Annotated in this window: 19 protein-coding genes and 1 tRNA gene; 13 read left to right on the top strand and 7 right to left on the bottom strand. The window is 69.9% G+C overall.

The window, feature by feature from the left end; all coding sequences use genetic code 11:
* Positions 1–33: 33 nt before the first annotated feature.
* Positions 34–957, top strand: a complete 924-nt coding sequence (locus ACH4U8_RS33090; protein WP_395782141.1) for an alpha/beta hydrolase — start codon at positions 34–36, stop codon at positions 955–957.
* Between the two features lie 53 nt (positions 958–1,010).
* Entirely contained in the window at positions 1,011–1,301 is a 291-nt protein-coding gene (locus ACH4U8_RS33085) for an MTH1187 family thiamine-binding protein (RefSeq protein ID WP_360323879.1), read from the top strand.
* A 148-nt stretch (positions 1,302–1,449) separates the two neighbouring features.
* Here ACH4U8_RS33085 and cspE read toward each other — a convergent pair whose 3' ends face one another.
* Entirely contained in the window at positions 1,450–1,659 is a 210-nt protein-coding gene (gene cspE, locus ACH4U8_RS33080) for a transcription antiterminator/RNA stability regulator CspE (protein ID WP_360323877.1), read from the bottom strand.
* A gap of 162 nt (positions 1,660–1,821) precedes the next feature.
* Here cspE and ACH4U8_RS33075 point away from each other — a divergent pair, with 162 nt between their 5' ends.
* The 4 genes from ACH4U8_RS33075 to ACH4U8_RS33060 all read left to right on the top strand — a co-directional run bounded on the left by ACH4U8_RS33075 (position 1,822) and on the right by ACH4U8_RS33060 (position 5,667).
* Positions 1,822–2,337: a SigE family RNA polymerase sigma factor gene (locus ACH4U8_RS33075; protein ID WP_360323875.1), complete on the top strand. Its 516-nt coding sequence runs from the start codon at positions 1,822–1,824 to the stop codon at positions 2,335–2,337.
* Positions 2,338–2,450: 113 nt separating this feature from the next.
* The gene (locus ACH4U8_RS33070; RefSeq protein ID WP_360323873.1) at positions 2,451–3,800 is read left to right on the top strand and encodes a hypothetical protein; all 1,350 of its coding nucleotides are present in this window, start codon (positions 2,451–2,453) and stop codon (positions 3,798–3,800) included.
* Between the two features lie 542 nt (positions 3,801–4,342).
* Positions 4,343–5,104 (top strand): hypothetical protein, encoded by a 762-nt coding sequence (locus ACH4U8_RS33065; protein ID WP_395782139.1) that lies wholly within the window; start codon positions 4,343–4,345, stop codon positions 5,102–5,104.
* 83 nt (positions 5,105–5,187) lie between these two features.
* Positions 5,188–5,667 (top strand): RrF2 family transcriptional regulator, encoded by a 480-nt coding sequence (locus ACH4U8_RS33060; protein ID WP_395782137.1) that lies wholly within the window; start codon positions 5,188–5,190, stop codon positions 5,665–5,667.
* Positions 5,668–5,806: 139 nt separating this feature from the next.
* On the opposite strand, the gene ACH4U8_RS33055 is transcribed toward ACH4U8_RS33060, so the two are convergent.
* Positions 5,807–6,793: a LysR family transcriptional regulator gene (locus ACH4U8_RS33055; protein WP_395782135.1), complete on the bottom strand. Its 987-nt coding sequence runs from the start codon at positions 6,791–6,793 to the stop codon at positions 5,807–5,809.
* A gap of 223 nt (positions 6,794–7,016) precedes the next feature.
* On the opposite strand from ACH4U8_RS33055, the gene ACH4U8_RS33050 reads away from it, so the two are divergent.
* Positions 7,017–8,021, top strand: a complete 1,005-nt coding sequence (locus ACH4U8_RS33050) for a nitrilase family protein (protein WP_395782133.1) — start codon at positions 7,017–7,019, stop codon at positions 8,019–8,021.
* Between the two features lie 21 nt (positions 8,022–8,042).
* On the opposite strand, the gene ACH4U8_RS33045 is transcribed toward ACH4U8_RS33050, so the two are convergent.
* Positions 8,043–9,029, bottom strand: coding sequence for a zinc-binding dehydrogenase (locus tag ACH4U8_RS33045; RefSeq protein ID WP_395782365.1), 987 nt, complete (start codon positions 9,027–9,029; stop codon positions 8,043–8,045).
* A 460-nt stretch (positions 9,030–9,489) separates the two neighbouring features.
* Between ACH4U8_RS33045 and ACH4U8_RS33040 the strand changes: the two genes are divergently transcribed.
* The 4 genes from ACH4U8_RS33040 to ACH4U8_RS33025 are packed head-to-tail and all read left to right on the top strand — an operon-like array spanning position 9,490 to position 11,249.
* Positions 9,490–9,951: an SRPBCC domain-containing protein gene (locus tag ACH4U8_RS33040; protein ID WP_379989704.1), complete on the top strand. Its 462-nt coding sequence runs from the start codon at positions 9,490–9,492 to the stop codon at positions 9,949–9,951.
* Positions 9,948–10,286 (top strand): metalloregulator ArsR/SmtB family transcription factor, encoded by a 339-nt coding sequence (locus tag ACH4U8_RS33035; RefSeq protein WP_360323861.1) that lies wholly within the window; start codon positions 9,948–9,950, stop codon positions 10,284–10,286. The genes ACH4U8_RS33040 and ACH4U8_RS33035 overlap by 4 nt, the downstream gene beginning before the upstream one ends.
* 50 nt (positions 10,287–10,336) lie before the next feature.
* On the top strand, positions 10,337–10,855 hold the full coding sequence (locus ACH4U8_RS33030; protein WP_395782131.1) for an SRPBCC domain-containing protein: 519 nt from the start codon (positions 10,337–10,339) through the stop codon (positions 10,853–10,855).
* Positions 10,856–10,892: 37 nt separating this feature from the next.
* Entirely contained in the window at positions 10,893–11,249 is a 357-nt protein-coding gene (locus ACH4U8_RS33025; RefSeq protein ID WP_395782129.1) for a VOC family protein, read from the top strand.
* A gap of 134 nt (positions 11,250–11,383) precedes the next feature.
* On the opposite strand, the gene ACH4U8_RS33020 is transcribed toward ACH4U8_RS33025, so the two are convergent.
* Positions 11,384–11,454 (bottom strand) — tRNA-Gly (locus ACH4U8_RS33020).
* A gap of 136 nt (positions 11,455–11,590) precedes the next feature.
* Between ACH4U8_RS33020 and dcd the strand changes: the two genes are divergently transcribed.
* On the top strand, positions 11,591–12,172 hold the full coding sequence (gene dcd, locus ACH4U8_RS33015) for a dCTP deaminase (RefSeq protein ID WP_360323837.1): 582 nt from the start codon (positions 11,591–11,593) through the stop codon (positions 12,170–12,172).
* 77 nt (positions 12,173–12,249) lie between these two features.
* The gene (locus ACH4U8_RS33010; RefSeq protein ID WP_360323835.1) at positions 12,250–12,747 is read left to right on the top strand and encodes a phosphoribosyltransferase; all 498 of its coding nucleotides are present in this window, start codon (positions 12,250–12,252) and stop codon (positions 12,745–12,747) included.
* Positions 12,748–12,824: 77 nt separating this feature from the next.
* Here ACH4U8_RS33010 and ACH4U8_RS33005 read toward each other — a convergent pair whose 3' ends face one another.
* The 3 genes from ACH4U8_RS33005 to ACH4U8_RS32995 form a co-directional block, all read right to left on the bottom strand.
* Complete coding sequence (locus ACH4U8_RS33005; protein ID WP_360323833.1) at positions 12,825–13,427, bottom strand: bifunctional DNA primase/polymerase; 603 nt, start codon at positions 13,425–13,427, stop codon at positions 12,825–12,827.
* 349 nt (positions 13,428–13,776) lie between these two features.
* The gene (locus tag ACH4U8_RS33000) at positions 13,777–14,745 is read right to left on the bottom strand and encodes a Yip1 family protein (RefSeq protein ID WP_395782127.1); all 969 of its coding nucleotides are present in this window, start codon (positions 14,743–14,745) and stop codon (positions 13,777–13,779) included.
* 131 nt (positions 14,746–14,876) lie between these two features.
* Positions 14,877–15,953, bottom strand: a 1,077-nt coding sequence (locus tag ACH4U8_RS32995) for a (Fe-S)-binding protein (RefSeq protein WP_395782125.1), incomplete at its 5' end; no start/stop codon positions are given.

Genomic DNA, 15,953 nt, shown 5'->3' with positions numbered 1-15,953 from the left:
AAGTTGCCGGCATCCGCTGCTAGTTTCCGCGGCATGGAACACCGCATAGACCCCGAATTGCTCGCGGTCCTCCCGTACCTGCCGACCGTGGACATTGCCGACCCGACGGCCTTCCGCGCGTCGCAGCAGGCCCGCACCCAGCCGGTGCAGCGCCCGGACGGCCTGCTGGTCGAGGACCGGATCGTGGCCGGGAACGTACCGGTGCGGATCTACCTGCCCAAGGACGCCGCCGCGACCGGGCCGGCCGGCGCGCTCGGGGTGCTGGTGTGGTTCCACGGCGGCGGCTTCGTGTTCGGCGACGTCGACAGCTCGGACGGCAGTTGCGTGGCCACCGCGCTGGAGGTCGGTTGCGTCGTGGTGAGTGTGGAGTATCGGCTCGCGCCCGAGCACCCGTTCCCGGCCGGTTTCGAGGACGCGTGGGCCGCGCTGTGCTGGGTGGCCGAGCACGCGTCCTCGTTCGGCGCCGACCCGGCCCGGATCGCGGTGGGCGGGGTCAGCGCGGGTGGCGCCCTGGCGGCGGCGCTGGCGCTGCGGGCGCGGGACGAGGGCGGTCCGGCGCTGGCGTACCAGGTGCTGGACACGGCCGTGCTGGACGATCGTCTGGACACCCCGTCGATGCGCGAGTTCGAGACGGCGCCGCTGTGGGACCGGCACCAGGCGGCGCTGAGTTGGCAGTACTACCTGGCCGGCGCCGAGCCGACCGCGTACGCCGCGCCGGCCCGCGCCGAGGACCTGACGAACCTGCCTCCGGCGTACATCACCGCCAACGAGCTGGACCCGCTGCGCGACGAGGCCATCGAGTACGCGTGCCGGCTGATCCGCGCCGGTGTGCGCGTCGAACTCCACCATCGCCCGGGCACCTTCCACGGCTCCAACGCGATCCCGACCGCCGACGTCTCGCGCCGCGCGACGGCCGACATCCGCCGAGCCCTGCGGGTGGCGTTCGAGGTCGCGTAGCGGGCGGGATCTAGGCTGGGGACGACGATGGTCGGGCTGCGGAAGGTGTTGTCGTGATCGTGGCGTTCTCGGTGTCCCCGCTCGGTGTCGGTGAAGACGTCGGGGAGGCGGTCGCGGAAGCCGTCCGGGTGGTGCGGGCCAGTGGGCTGCCGAACCGTACCGATGCCATGTTCACCTCGATCGAGGGCGAGTGGGACGAGGTGATGGCCGTGGTGAAGGCGGCCGTCGAGGCGGTCAAGGCGCGCTCGAACCGGGTCAGCCTGGTGCTCAAGGCGGACATCCGCGACGGGGTCGTGGACGGGCTGACCGCCAAGGTGGAGACGATCGAGCGGTATCTGGCATAGCTCGCGCGGCGGCCTCGCCGCGCCGTCGTGGCCACGAGTCGGTGAACCGGGTTCGTGGCCACGATCGTTGTGGTGCGGTGGTGCGGTGGTGCGGTGGTGCGGTGCTTCGGTGCCGAGGCGCTGGCTGCCCTCGGCAGGGCGGATCAGGTCAGACGGCGAGCACGTTGGCGGCGCTCGGGCCCTTCTGGCCGTCCTGGATCTCGAATTCGACCGACTGGCCCTCGGCGAGCGTCTTGAAGCCATTGCTCTGGATCGCACTGAAGTGCACGAAGACGTCCTTGCTGCCGTCCTCCGGGCTGATGAAGCCGAATCCCTTGGCCTCGTTGAACCACTTCACGCTCCCCTTGATCCTGGCCATCTGGTCGCCTCTCCCGAACTCCGAAGTACCGCGTGGTTACGCGCTCATCGAGCCTGCCCAACGCGACGGGTACCGGAAACCAGGAACCCGATCGGCGGGGCTGTAACGAATCGTCGGCTCCACCTCATTGCTTTGGTGACGTCGACGAACGGGGGCCAACGCATGCCCGGCGCGAGTGACGCGGAGTTCCGGGAGTTCGCCGCGACATACAGCCGCAGGCTGTTCCGTACCGCATGCCTGCTCACCTCGGGGGACTGGCACGGCGCCGAGGATCTCCTCCAGGAGACCCTCGGCAGGCTGTATCCGAGGTGGCGCAAGGTCAGTCGGATGGAGTGGCCGTTCGCCTACGCGCACACCACCCTGGTCCGTATCTATATCGCCCAGCAGCGCCGGAAGAGTTCCACCGAGCGCACGACCGACTCCGTGCCCGAGCGGGCGCATCGAGCGACGGGGGATCCCGAACTGCGGCTCGCCCTCCTCGACGGTCTGGCCGCACTCGCGCCGCAGGATCGGGCGGTGCTGGTCCTGCGCTATTGGGAGGACCGCTCGGTGGAGCAGACCGCCGAGATGTTGGACCTGTCCGAGGGAGCGGTGCGGGTGCGCTCGCACCGTGCGCTGGATCGCCTGCGCGGCCTGCTGGGCGATCAGTTGGCCGGGCTGGCCCTCGACCGGCCGTGAGGTCGGCGCGTTCGGGCGCTCATATCCGTTGTTTTCATCCCACCTCGTGCATCCCATCGAGCTTCGCCGAATTTCGCGTGCTCGCTCCTATCGAAAGGACTGGTGATCGCATCGTGGCCGCTGACCGCCCTGGATCGGCCTCCCAGGACTCGGAACGGCAAGTCCCCTACCACGACCGGGAGTTCGAGCAGGCCCTGCCGGGAGCCCTGAGCGCCGTGGTCGACGGTTTCCCCGCGTACGACCCGGAGGTGATTGCCCGAGGCGTGGCGCGGGGGAGGCAACTGCGTCGGGGCCGGCGCATCCGGCTCGGTGCCGCCGCGTGCGCGCTGACGGTCGCCGCGGTGGGGGGCGGGGTCGCCCTCGACCGGAGCCTGGAGGCGGACGGCTCGCCCGCGTCCCGCCGCACGGTGCCGGATACCGAACTGCCCACGGGGTGGCCCGTGACGGGCAATCAGATGGTCTCCGTGCTCAAGAGCCTGGTGCCGGCGGCCGGGAAGGTGAGCGAGGTGTCCGGCGAGGGTTCGCAGGCCACCCCCAAGGATCCGCCGCTGATTGCCCGGGATCCGTTCGCGAAGCTGGTGTACTCCGACGCACGCGGAAAATCCGGCGTCGAGGTCAAGCTCTCCCGGCCGGCCCCGGGTACCGCAGACTCCCGGCTGACCGACTGCGGAGCGGTGGATGGTCGTCGACCCTATGACGAGTGCAAGACCACCGAGCGGGCGGACGGCTCCAAGCTGACCGTCACCAAGATCCATACCAACGCGTGGGGAGACGCTCGACAAAGGTTCTGGCGCGTCGTCCTGGACCGGCCGGACGGTGGCCGGATTGCGGTCGGCGCCCACAGCGGGGGAGTTCGTGACCAGCACATCGGGTCGGCCAACGGGGTGATCGGGGTGCACGAGGATCCGCGGTTGACGATAGCCGACCTCACCCGAATCGCCACGGACTCCCACTGGGACCGGGCCGTGACCGCGCTCCCCACCCCGGACAAGCGCATGCTCGCGGTCCTGGAGGATCTGCTGCCACCGGGCACGAACGTCATCTCGAAGGGGGAGCCGGAATACGGTGCGACGCTCGTGATCGGCGACGCGCGCGGGCGGTCGACGGTCACGGCGAGCATGGGCTACCCGAACACGCCGTTGGAGACCTGCGCCGGGCGGGCGGACTGCCGCACCGAGACTCTGCCCGACGGCACCACGACCCTCGCCGTCCGGCAGTCGGTGGGCAACGGTCCGCCGGAGTTCCTCGACTGGCGCGCGAGCGTGCGCTACCCGGACGGGCGCATGGTCTGGGTCAGCGCGGGGAACGGCGTCAGCCCCGGCCTCGTCCTGAACCAGGACCCGGACTCCGAGGGAGCCCTGTTCGAGTACACCGGAGGGAAGCCCGAGCCGTCCCGGAGCGAACCGGCGCTGACCCTCGACCAACTTCGCACGATGGCCGCGGACCCGCGCTGGCGGCAGTAGGCATGGTGGTTCCCGGGGTTTGCTGACGTCCGCGCACGTCCGCGCAGGTTCTCCTGCGTCCTCTCACATCCTCTTATGTCCTCTTACGTCCTCGGTGGTTCTTCCGAACCGCGGAGGACGTAAGAGGCATGTCTGCGTTCGGGCGCCCGGCGACAACCACCCGAGGAAGCGACGACGGTGCAGACGACGAACTCTCGGCCTTCGGGCGTCGAACCGCCCGCTCGGCGGGTTTACCGATGTGCGTGAATTCCGCTGTACGGGGCGGCGATCCGAGGATTCGGCCGAATGTCGAGCTCAGCCCGTGGATGCGGTTTTCCGTTGTGCGGACGAGGCGCTCCTCTAGGACCCACTAGCCCGGCCGCCTCTCGGCGGCGGCCGGCCCTGGGTGGGGGCGCTTGGCCACGCAGTGTCACTCGTGAGGGTGATTGACGGCGGGCATCGTCGCACTGTGTGCTGTTCCTTGCCCGAAACGTAACTCGGCCCCCGCAGGTGCTACCAACACCGAGACGAGGGCCTGACCACAGAACGAGAAAGAGCTCGCCGTGGCTGAATCACAGGGTAGCGATACCCCCACTCCTGTCCAGGACCCCGTCGTCGCCGTGTTGGCCCGATACGGCTCCCTTTCCGGACGTGCGTTGGAAGCGGCCCTCCGCTACCACGTCCTGCCCGAGGGCACCCCGCTGACCGTCGACACCATCCGCGAACTCATCAACGTGGGCGCGCACGTCGCCCGCCGCGTGCTTGGTGAACTCACCGAAGCCGGCATCGTGGTGGCCAAGCGCTTACGGGACTCGACGACCGGGCGGCTGCTCGGTCGTTTCACCGAATGGGCCGGGCCGCGCGCGGCCGGTGACGGGCGGCCCCCCGCGTCCGCTGCCGCGTCCGTCGAGGATCCCGCCGTGCGTGCCCTGGCGCTGCTGCGCTCGCTCGCCGACGTTGACGAGCGACTGGCCTTCAAGGAGCGGGAGTTGCGTACTCTCGTGCCCTTCCTGCTGGCCCGGCTCGCCGATGGCGACACGGAGGCCGAGGTGTTCCGCGAACTCACCGAGGACCTGCCACCGCCGGGGCGGAGGATCAAGCCCGGCCTGCTGCACTACCGCCTCACCAAGGCCCCGAAACTCCCCGTGATCCCGGCCCAGTCGCGCCGCCCGCGCCTGGTGGAATGCTCCGACTGCGGCCGTCCCGGCCCCGACCTCGTCCCCGGCGCCCGGTGCCGAAGCTGCCGCACCGGCATCGAGTCCCCACCCCTCGACGCCATCGCCCGAGCCAGACGTCTCGAACAACTCGCCGACCTGCCCCTGTAGGCGCCTTCGGGCCCACCCGGGTCCGGGGCCGTTCGGGGGAATCGGGGTTGTTCCGAGTATTCTGGATGGGTAGCGTCCAGCATATGCAGATGAGCGAAGGCGTGGAGTGGGCGCTGCACAGTTGCCTCAACCTGGCATGGGCCGAATCGGGCACCGCCATCACGGCCACCAAACTGGCCGCGTTCTACGGCCTGCCCGCCGCGTACCTGAACAAGCAGCTCCAGGCGCTCGCCCGCGCCGGCATCGTCACCTCGACCTCCGGCCCACGCGGCGGCTTCCGGCTCGCCCGCGCCCTCAAGGACATCACCCTGATGGACGTGGTCGTCGCGATCGAGGGCCCCGACCCGGCCTTCCGCTGCCAACAGATCCTGCACAACGGCCCCGACGCCGACCCCACGGCCGACTACCGCACCTCGTGCGCCGTCGCCCAGGCCATGTCCCGAGCCGACCTCGCCTGGCGCCGGGAACTGGCCGGCCAAACCCTCGCCGACCTCAGGGCCACCGTCGAATCCCGCTCTCCCGATACGCCGGAACTCACCCGCACCCGCCTCGCCAAGACCTGACCCGACCTCCGCCGGGCACGAGCGCGGTCCGCGCTCCCGGAGCAGCGGCCGCACGAATATCGGCGAGTTCTCACCGACCCGACCGGACACCCCTTGTGCCTGGTCGAAGCCCGGGCCGCCCGCCGTTCCCGTGCGCGTTCTACCGGACGCCGGAAGAGCCGTCGGGTCCGCCGGCCCGGCCGGGCGGGCGGGCCGAGCCGCCGTCGGAGGCGTCCGCGTCGCGGCGGTCGGTGAGTTCTCGAACGACGGTGAGGAAGTTGTCCCGGGCCCGCGTGGCCCGAGCCCGGTCCCAGACCGCGCCGATCCGCCAGGACACCGCGTCGGATCCGCGAGCGCGCCCACCGTCGCACTCGATCGGCGTCACCCGGACCGTGGCCGCCGCGATGTCGGCGGCGCCCGCCGGTACCAGCGCCGCGCCCACCCCCGCCGCCACCAGAGCCAGCACCGTCTGGAGGTCGGACGCCTCCTGGACCAACTCGGGCCGCGCGTCGAACTCGCCCTCGAACAGCTCGATCTGCCGCACCAACCCCGGCCCCTTGGCCCGCGTCAGCCGCACCACCGGCCGCCCGCGCAACCACGCGGCGACCCCGACCGCATCCGTCGGCGGCGGCTCCTGGTCCCCGGGCGAGGCCACCGCCAGGGTGTCGGTCAGGACCACCAGCCGCGCCAGGTCGTCCGGCGCCGGCAGCCGTACGAACCCCACATCGAGGTCGCCGGCCCGTACCCCCTCGATCTGCGCGGCGGACGACATGTCCTCCAGCGTGATCCCGACGCCCGGGAAGCGCCGCCGAAAGGCCGCCACGGCCTGCGGGGCCAGATCGATACCGGACAGCCCGAACCCGACCGCCAGACTGCCCGCCTCCCCACGCTTGAACTGTGCGGCCCGCCGGGTCAACAGATCGATGCGGCGGACCAGTTCACGTGCCTCGGGCAACAGCGCCAGGCCCAGTCGGGTCGGCTCCGCCCCCTGCCGCCCTCGGACGAACAACGCGCCGCCGACCTCGGCCTCCAGCGCCTGGATCTGCTTGGTCAACGCGGGCTGGCTGACCGACAACCGTCCTGCGGCGACCCCGAACCCACCACAGTCCGCCACCGCCACCAGCGCCCGCAACAAACGCACGTCCATGGCGCGAGCCTAGGCCGCGATCCATTCCACCGGGTTATCGAAACGGCCCAAACATTCATTGGACGGCGAGCGGTGCCGGCCGCTGTGATGAGAACGGCCCGGCCGGGAGTCGGCCCGGCCCGCCCGCGTTCGCAGGCATCGAACCACCTCGGGCCGGACCGAACCGGCCGCGTCGGACCCATCCGCGTAAGACCCATCCGCGTCACCACGAACGGGAGCCGCCATGGATCAGTTGCTGCGTTGCGCCGCCGTACAGTTCGAGCCTCGCCCGGACGACAAGGCGCACAACCTCGCCCGCGTCGAACACTTCGTCCGCGCCGCAGCCGCCGACGGGGTCCGGCTGGTCGTACTGCCCGAGATGTGTCTGCTGGGCTACTGGCACCTACGCCGACACACCCCCGAACGTCTGCGCGAACTCGCCGAACCGCTCTCCGGCCCGTCCGTTGAGCACGTGCGCCGGCTTGCCATGGAGCTGGGCATCGCCGCCGGCCTCGGCTTCCTCGAAATCGACCCGACCGAGGGCCGCCTCTACAACTCGTACGCCGTTTGCCTCCCGGACGGCCGAGTGCACTGTCACCGCAAGCTGCACGCCTTCGAACACGAGGCCATCTCCAGCGGCGACCGCTACACCGTCTTCGACACCCCGTGGGGCGCCCGCGTCGGCATCCTCATCTGCTGGGACAACAACCTGGTGGAGAACGTCCGCGCCACCGCCCTGCTCGGCGCCTCGATCCTGGTGGCCCCGCACCAGACCGGCGGCACCGCCTCACGCAGCCCACACGCCATGCGTCCGATCCCGATGGCCCTGTGGGAGGGCCGCCACCGCGACCCCGCCGCCATCGAAGCGGCCTTCCGCGGCGAAAGCGGCCGAGCCTGGCTGATGCGCTGGCTCCCGGCCCGGGCCCACGACAACGGCCTGGCGTTGATCTTCAGCAACGGCGTGGGCCGGGACGACGACGAGGTCCGTACCGGCAACGCGATGATCCTCGACCCCTACGGGCGCATCCTCACCGAGACCTCCGCCGCCGCGGACGCCATGGTCAGCGCCGACATCGACCTGTCCCTGATCCCGATGTCCACCGGACGCCGCTGGCTCAAGGGCCGCCGGCCCGCCCTCTACGACATCCTCACCCGGCACTTCGGCGACGAACGCGACGCCAGGGCGGCCCGCTTCTCCGCCGACCCGCCGACCCTGGACCCCGGTGGCAGCGGTCCCGGGGCGGCGTAGGGAGGCGGGTCGGGTCCCGGCTCAGCGACCGGTCGACACCACCAACTTGCCCACGGCACGGCCCATTTCCATATCCGTGTGGGCCTGACGAATCTCGTCCAGCCGATACACGTGCGTCGGCCCCAACGAAATCCGCCCCGCGGCGATCTCGTCGAGGTAGCGCTGCAACACCTCGCCCGGCAGGTCACCACTGTCGCCCCCGTAGGCGGTCAGCCGAACGCCCTTCGGCAGATACCCGATCGGGTAGAAGTCGTGTACGAGCCACTGATTGGACAACATGCCGGTGAAGCACACCGTGCCGTGCACCCGAGTTGCGGCCAGCGTGTCCGGCAGCGTCGGCGTCCCGACCAACTCCAGTGCGGCATCGACCCCATCGGGATACAGCGCCCGAACCGCCCCGGCGATGCTCCCGTCGTCGACCAGCACGTGGTCGACCCCCTGAGCCTTCAGCACGTCCACATTCGCGGCCTTGCGAGTGGTCGCCAACACGGTCGCCCCGAGCCCCTTGGCCAACGCCGCCGCCGCCAACCCGACCGACGAGGTCCCCCCGCGAACCAGCAGGGTCTGCCCGGCGGCCAGATCCAACCCGGTGGTCAACGACCCATGGGCGGTCTGCAACGTCTCCGGCACCGCCCCGACCACGTCCCAGGCCAACTCCGACGAAAACGCGATGACCTGCTCGGCCGGCACCAACGTGTACTCCGCGTACCCACCGTCGTAGGTACGCCCCATGTCCCCCATCATCGTCACCACTTGCCGCCCGACCGCCGGAGCACGCCCCACATCGACCGGATCGACCGCATCCACCACCCCGACGGCCTCGATCCCCGGCACCCGCGGAAACGTGACGCCCTCGGCCAGCCCGAGCCGCGTATGCAACTCCGACCGATTGAGCCCGAACGCCTTCACCGCAACCCGAACCCACCCCGGCCGCACCTCGGGAACCGCCAGCTCCCGCACCACCAGGTTCTCCACCGGCCCGGGCCCGCTCAACACCACAGCCCGCATCGTCCCGCCCACCGAACCCTCCAACCGATCACCCGGCCCGCCGATACCGGAACACTATGAGCGGTCGCCGCCTCCCGGGCCTTCACCGACCCGCCGCGCCCACGACGTCGCCCGGAAGCGGGCCACGGGCCAGGACGCCTCCGCCCCATCGCGAATCACGTCCTCGATCGTGGGCACGCCGGTGAAACCGCGCACCGTCTCGGGATGCGGGTCCCCCCGAGCACATTCGGCTCTCGCCGACCCTGGTGCGCGGGCCGCGTGAGGTGAAGGCCGGCCAGGGGGCGGGGCGGGTGTCCCGGGTCGGCGGGCGGCCGGGGCGACCGATCCAACGCCCGCGGGTCGACCGTTCCGACGCTTGCTCACCGCATGCGCAACGAAAGGTTGCGTCAGTGGGATGCGCGGGTTACGTTGGAAGTGCAACCGATGGTTGCGTCAAGGCGTTCAGGAGGATCACATGGAGATGGAGTACGGAAGCATCGAGCGGGAGCTCCACATCGATGCCGCCCCCGACGTGGTCTACGAGGTGATCAGCTCACCCGAACACCTGCGCGAGTGGTGGCCCGACGACGCCGACCTCGTCCCGGTCCCGGGTGCCACCGGCGCGATCACCTTCGGCGACCCGACGTCGCCCGACGCGACGATCGTGCCGCTCACCGTGCTGGAGGCCGACCCGCCGCGCCGGTTCGTGTTCCGCTGGGTCTACGACGAGAGCCCGGCCACCGAGACGAACTCGCTCCTGGTGACCTTCGACCTCGTACCGTCCGGCGACGGCACGCTGCTGCGCTTCCGGGAGACCGGCTTCCGCGAGCGCGGGTGGGAGGCCGCCGTACTGGAGGAGGCGTACCACGAGCACGTCCACGGCTGGGACCTCTTCCTCCCGCGCCTGGTCACGTACGCCGCCAAGCTGGGGGCGCGGCCGTGAACACCACGATCGACGACGACCTGTGGTCCGCGGTGGGCGACCCGACCCGCCGACGCATGCTCGACCTGCTCCTCGCCCACGGCGGCGGTACGGCCACCACGCTCAGCGAGCGACTCCCCGTCACCCGGCAGGCGGTCGCCAAGCACCTCGGCGTCCTGGACCGCGTCGGCCTGGTACACGCGACCCCGGCCGGCCGCGAGCGCCGCTACAACGTCGACGAGGCCCAACTCGCCCGCGCGGTGGCCCAGTTGTCCGCAGTCGGCGCCACCTGGGACGCCCGCCTGCAACGCATCAAGCAGATCGCCGAACGCATCCAAAAGGCCAAGCGCAACTGACCACACCCGCCCCCGGCACACCGGAATACCGAACCAGGACGCGATCACCCATGACAACCCGATCAGCAAGCACCCCCGAAACCACCGCACCATCCACCGCACCAACCACCGCACCGGACACGGCGCCCCTCGCCGGCGGCTACTCGACCTCCTACACGGTCGACCGGTCACCAGCCGAGGTCTTCGCCGCCATCCTCGACGTCCGCGCCTGGTGGACCGGGCAGATCGAGGGCCCAACCGACACCCAGGACGCCGAGTTCAGCTACCGCCACCCCCCGCAGCACTACAGCCGCCAGCGCGTGGTCGAACTCGACCCGAACCGCCGCGTCGTCTGGCGGGTCACCGACAGCGCCCTGTCCTTCGTCCCGGAGCCGGACGAGTGGACCGGCACCGAAATCGTGTTCGACATCGCCCCCACGCCCACCGGCACGGAGCTGCGCTTCACCCACATCGGCCTGCTCCCGGACGTCGAGTGCTTCGGCGCCTGCTCCACCGCCTGGCTCCACTACATCAACGGCAGCCTCCGCAGCCTGATCACCACCGGAGCCGCCCTCCCCGAGCCCTGGTAACCATCGCCCGACCCCACCCACCAAAAAAGGAACCGAAATGCCCACCATGCCCGCCGGAAGCATCCTCCTCGGCAGCACCCGAGCCAACGAACTACGCGCCTGGTACCTCAAGGTCCTCGCCCCCGACCACACCGGCGACGGCCCCATCCCCCTCGGCAACCTGCTACTCGTCATCGACCAACGAGACGACGTAAGCCCCACCAACCCCGAACCGGGCCGCGCGATCCTCAACTTCCACGTGGACGACTTCCCCCCATACGAGGCCCAACTCAACGCCGCCGGCGTGCCCTGGATCGCAGAACCCACCACCCGCCCCGCCGGCCGATTCGCCACCTTCCAAGACCCCGACGGCAACTACCTCCAACTGATCCAATTCACCAACCCCCCGCACTGACCCCCACCCCTCCCACACCAACAACAACCAAAGACGCGCCCCCACACCCCACCAGCCCACAAGCCGCACCAACCCCGGAAACGACAAAGGCCCAGGCCACGGATCCTGTCCGTGACCTGGGCCTTCATGAACGGAGCGGGCGACGAGAATCGAACTCGCGTTCTAAGCTTGGGAAGCTCATGTTCTACCATTAAACTACGCCCGCATCAGGCGCCCCAAGGGGAACCCTGCACCGTCACTGTACCGGATGGTCGAGTGTGGTTGCAGCAACGATTCGTTGCGCGGGCCGGGCGGGGCGGAGCGTTTGGGTGGATCCGGGGGGCTGCGATTACCCTTTCCACGTGCTTCTATCGGACAAGGACATTCGCGCGGAGATCGACTGCGGTCGGGTTCGGATCGATCCCTACGAGCCGGCCATGGTTCAGCCGTCGAGTGTGGACGTTCGACTGGACCGGTTCTTTCGGGTCTTCGAGAACCACAAGTACCCGCACATCGATCCCGCCGTCGAGCAGCCGGATCTCACCCGCATGATCGAGCCGCCGGACGGTGAGCCGTTCATCCTGCATCCCGGTGAGTTCGCGCTCGGTTCGACCTACGAGGTCGTGTCGTTGCCGGATGACGTGGCCTCCCGGTTGGAGGGGAAGAGTTCGCTCGGGCGGCTCGGGCTGCTGACGCACTCCACCGCCGGGTTCATCGACCCGGGCTTCTCGGGGCACGTGACGTTGGAGCTGTCCAATGTCGCGACGTTGCCGATCAAGTTGTGGCCGGGGATGAAGATCGGCCAGTTGTGCATGTTCCGGTTGTCGTCGCCGGCCGAGTTCCCGTACGGGTCCTCGGTGTACGGGTCGCGGTATCAGGGACAGCGCGGGCCCACCCCCTCCCGCTCGTTCAAGGACTTCCACCGGACGAACGTCCGCGACTAGATCGCGGCGAGGCGGCGATCCCGCCCGTACCGCGATCGACCCTCCCGCAGCGAAGACGAAGATGGGCATACCCGGACATGAGTGACGTGCGCGAAAACCTCACTTGGCCGCTGTTCGGCCAGGCCACGCGTGAGCTGGCGACGCAGGTCGCGGAGGACGGGTACGAGCCCGACATCATCCTGTCCATCGCCCGCGGCGGCGTGTTCGCGGCGGGTGCGCTCGCGTACGCGCTGGACGTGAAGAACCTGCACCTGGTCAACGTCGAGTTCTATACCGGGATCGGGACCACCCTGGACATGCCGGTGATGCTCGCGCCCGTGCCGGACGTGGTGGACTTCTCGAACAAGAAGGTGCTGATCGCGGACGACGTCGCGGACACCGGCAAGACGCTGCTGCTGGTCCGGGACTTCTGCGAGGGCAATGTTGCCGAGGTGCGGTGCGCGGTCGTCTACGAGAAGCCGCAGTCGCTGGTCAAGTGTGAGTACGTGTGGAAGCACACCGACGACTGGATCAACTTCCCGTGGTCCGTGCAGCCGCCGGTGGTCACCCGTCAGGGCCAGATCCTCGACGCCTGAGCGGGGCGCATTCGGCACCGGGCACGGGCACAGGCACAGGCACGGGCACAGAGACGAGGCGGCGGCGCACCGCGCCCTCAGCGCCCCTGCGTGCTGAACCGCATCAACGCGCCCAGCACGTCCACCGCACCCGGCAGCCCGCGCTCGATCGGGTCCGGCGGGACCGCCCAGCGGGTGCGTTCGCCGCATGCGGTGGACGAGGGCGGGGCCGGTACGAAGTGGCCCACCGCGTGGTGGCGGACGTCGAACCGGGCCGTGTCGTTGTGGTCGACCGTGTACCAGTAGAGGTTGCGCGCCCCCGGGTCGACCAGGAACAAGAGCCGCTCGCCCGGTAGATGCAGGACCGGCCCCAGCGGCAGCCCGATCACCTCGAGCTGGCGGATCGCCGCGTAGCCGACCTGTGCCGGGGCGTCCAGGACGTCGAACTCCAGGCCGCTCGCGAGCAGGACCGTATACGGCTTGCCGCTCCACCATTCCCAGACGTCGTCGGTGGATCGGGTGGCCCGGGTCAGCCCGGGCTCCGCGGCGGGGTGGGCGCCCGGGTCCGGGCAATCGCCGTCCCCGCACGAACATCGGCCGTCTTCGACGTAGGCACCGGGTAGGACGGGCCAACCCCGATCCACGACGTAGAAGAGGGCGGCGGCCTGGAGCGCAGCCCGGGTGCGTTGCCGCACAAGCATGTCCGTTCCGTTCCTCGCAGCCGCGATGACGACGAGATGTCGCGCGCGGACGGGTGTACTTCTACGAGTACACCGCTCGAAGCCGTTGCCGAACAGATCCGCAACGCGGGCCGACCGTGCCACTTGTGGTCCACCCGGTCCACTGCCGGCACGCTTCCCGCCCGGCCTGACCCGACGTCAGACCGCCACCGCCCCCACCGCCGCCATCCACCCCGCCGAAACGCCGGGACCCGAAGACGTCGGGCCACCAAGCCGCCGAGCCGCCCAACCACCAAGCCGCCCAGCCGCCCAACCACCAAGCCGCCCAGCCGTCAGGCCGCGAAGCCGCCCAGCCCAAGCCGTCAGGACGTCAGGACGTCAACGGCAGCTTCAACACCAACAGCAACGCGATCAACTCCACCGCGACACACCCCAGCGCCCGAGGCCAGGGCAACTCGTGCACCCGCGTCATCAACATCGTCAGCAGCCACGCGGTCAGCGCGAACGACGCGATGCCGATGCCGGCCACGATCGGATTGTCGTCGGGCGCGAACAGCGCGACCACCAACCGCGGCGCGTCCGCGATCCAGACCAGGATCATCGACAGCGTGATGAACGGCGTCGGCGACCCGTTCCCGCCGAACTGGGTCGCGAGCGCATGCGACACCAGCCCGAGCAGTGCGCAGAACGCCGGCACCATGACGACCACCATGCCGAGCGCGGGCACGCTCGTACTCATCGTCGAGTCGACGAGTTCCTTGCGGGACGCGTCGTTCGCGAACACGGCGAGTGCGCCGCCGAGCGCGGACATGATCAGCGCCGGCCACCACACCGCCTGGTCGCGGACCGCGTCCATGGTGCGCAACGGGCGCAGCACGAACCCGCTCAGGACCTCTTTCCAGTGCAGGTGCCGCGGCGGCGGACCGCTGAACTGCTGCGGCGGCTGCGGGTACTGCTGCTGTTGTCGAGGCGACACCGCGGGCGTCACCGTCGTGTACTCCTCGGGCGGCGCCCCGTAGATGTACAGACTCGTCTCGTCGGGCAGGGACAGCGGTCCGTAGTTCGGGTCGCCCGAGCCGCCGCCCTGTCCGCCCTGCGGCGACGAAGGCGGAGGCGGCGGGGGAATCTGCTGCCCATACCCCTGCTGCCCATACCCCGGTTGCCCGTCGTGCCCCTGTTGCCCGCCGTAGCCCTGCTGCCCATACCCCTGTTGGCCCCCGTAGTGGCCCTGTTGGCCACCGTACGGATCGCCGTTCGCCCCGCCGTGCTGAGGTGGGTAACCCTGGCCGGCAGGCGGGGGCTGTTGCCGGTACGGGTCGTAGGGTCCATTGCCAGTCACATCAATGACGGTACCGGCAGTTCGACTCACCGCGTCGTCTCGGGACGGTCGTAATTCGGGCACAAAAAAGCGACCGCCGTCGACTCTTCGAAGGAGAGTCGACGGCGGTCGCACCACGCGTCACACGAGCCCTACTCGGCCCCCGCGCCCGCCGGTGCCGCTTCGGTCGCCGGTGGTTCGGGGAGTTGCACGGATTGCAGGAGGAGTTGGGCGACGTCGACGACGCGGAGTTCCTCCTTGGCCTCGCCCGCCTGCTTCTTGGCGTTGATCGAGTCGGTGAACATCACCAGGCAGAACGGGCACGCCGTGGAGACGATGTCGGGCTTGAGGGAGAGGGCCTCGTCCATGCGCTCGTTGTTGATGCGCTTGCCGATGCGTTCCTCCATCCACATCCGCGCGCCGCCCGCACCACAGCAGAACCCGCGCTCGCGGTGCCGGTGCATCTCCTCGTTCCGCAACCCCGGCACCCGCGCGATGATCTCCCGCGGCGGCGTGTACACCTTGTTGTGCCGCCCCAGATAGCACGGGTCGTGATACGTGACCAGGCCCTCCACCGGCTCCACCGGCGTCAACCGGCCCTCGTCCAGCAGATGCTGCAGCAACTGCGTGTGGTGGATCACCTCGAAGTGCCCCTCCAACTGCGGGTACTCGTTGGCCAACGTGTTGAAACAATGCGGACACGTCGTCACGATCCGCTTGCGCGGCGCGTCCTCCAACGCCGCGTTCAACGTCGCCACGTTCTGCGCCGCCAACATCTGGAAGACCACCTCGGAACCCAACCGGCGCGCCGAGTCGCCCGTGCAGGACTCCTCCTTGCCCAGGATCCCGTACCGCACCCCGGCGATGTGCAACAACTCCGCGAACGCCTTCGTCGTCCTCTTCGGCCCGTCCGCCAACGCCCCCGCGCAACCCACCCAGTACAGGTACTCCAACTCCGCGGGCTCCACGTCCCGCCCGACGATCGGCACCTCGATCCCCGTGGACTTCTGCAACTCCTTGACCCAGTCCAGACGGGCCTTGGTCGCCACGCCCCACGGGTTGCCCTTGTTCTCCAACCCCTTGAGCATCGTCGCCGCCTCGGAGGGGAACGCGCTCTCGATCAACACCTGGTACCGGCGCATGTCCACGATGTGGTCCACGTGCTCGATGTCCACCGGGCACTGCTCCACACACGCCCCGCACGTGGTGCACGACCACAACACGTCCGG

The organism is Embleya sp. NPDC020886 (genome assembly GCF_044333915.1).
In the GTDB taxonomy this organism is placed as follows: domain Bacteria; phylum Actinomycetota; class Actinomycetes; order Streptomycetales; family Streptomycetaceae; genus Embleya.
This window is presented reverse-complemented; position numbering and strand designations above follow the sequence as displayed.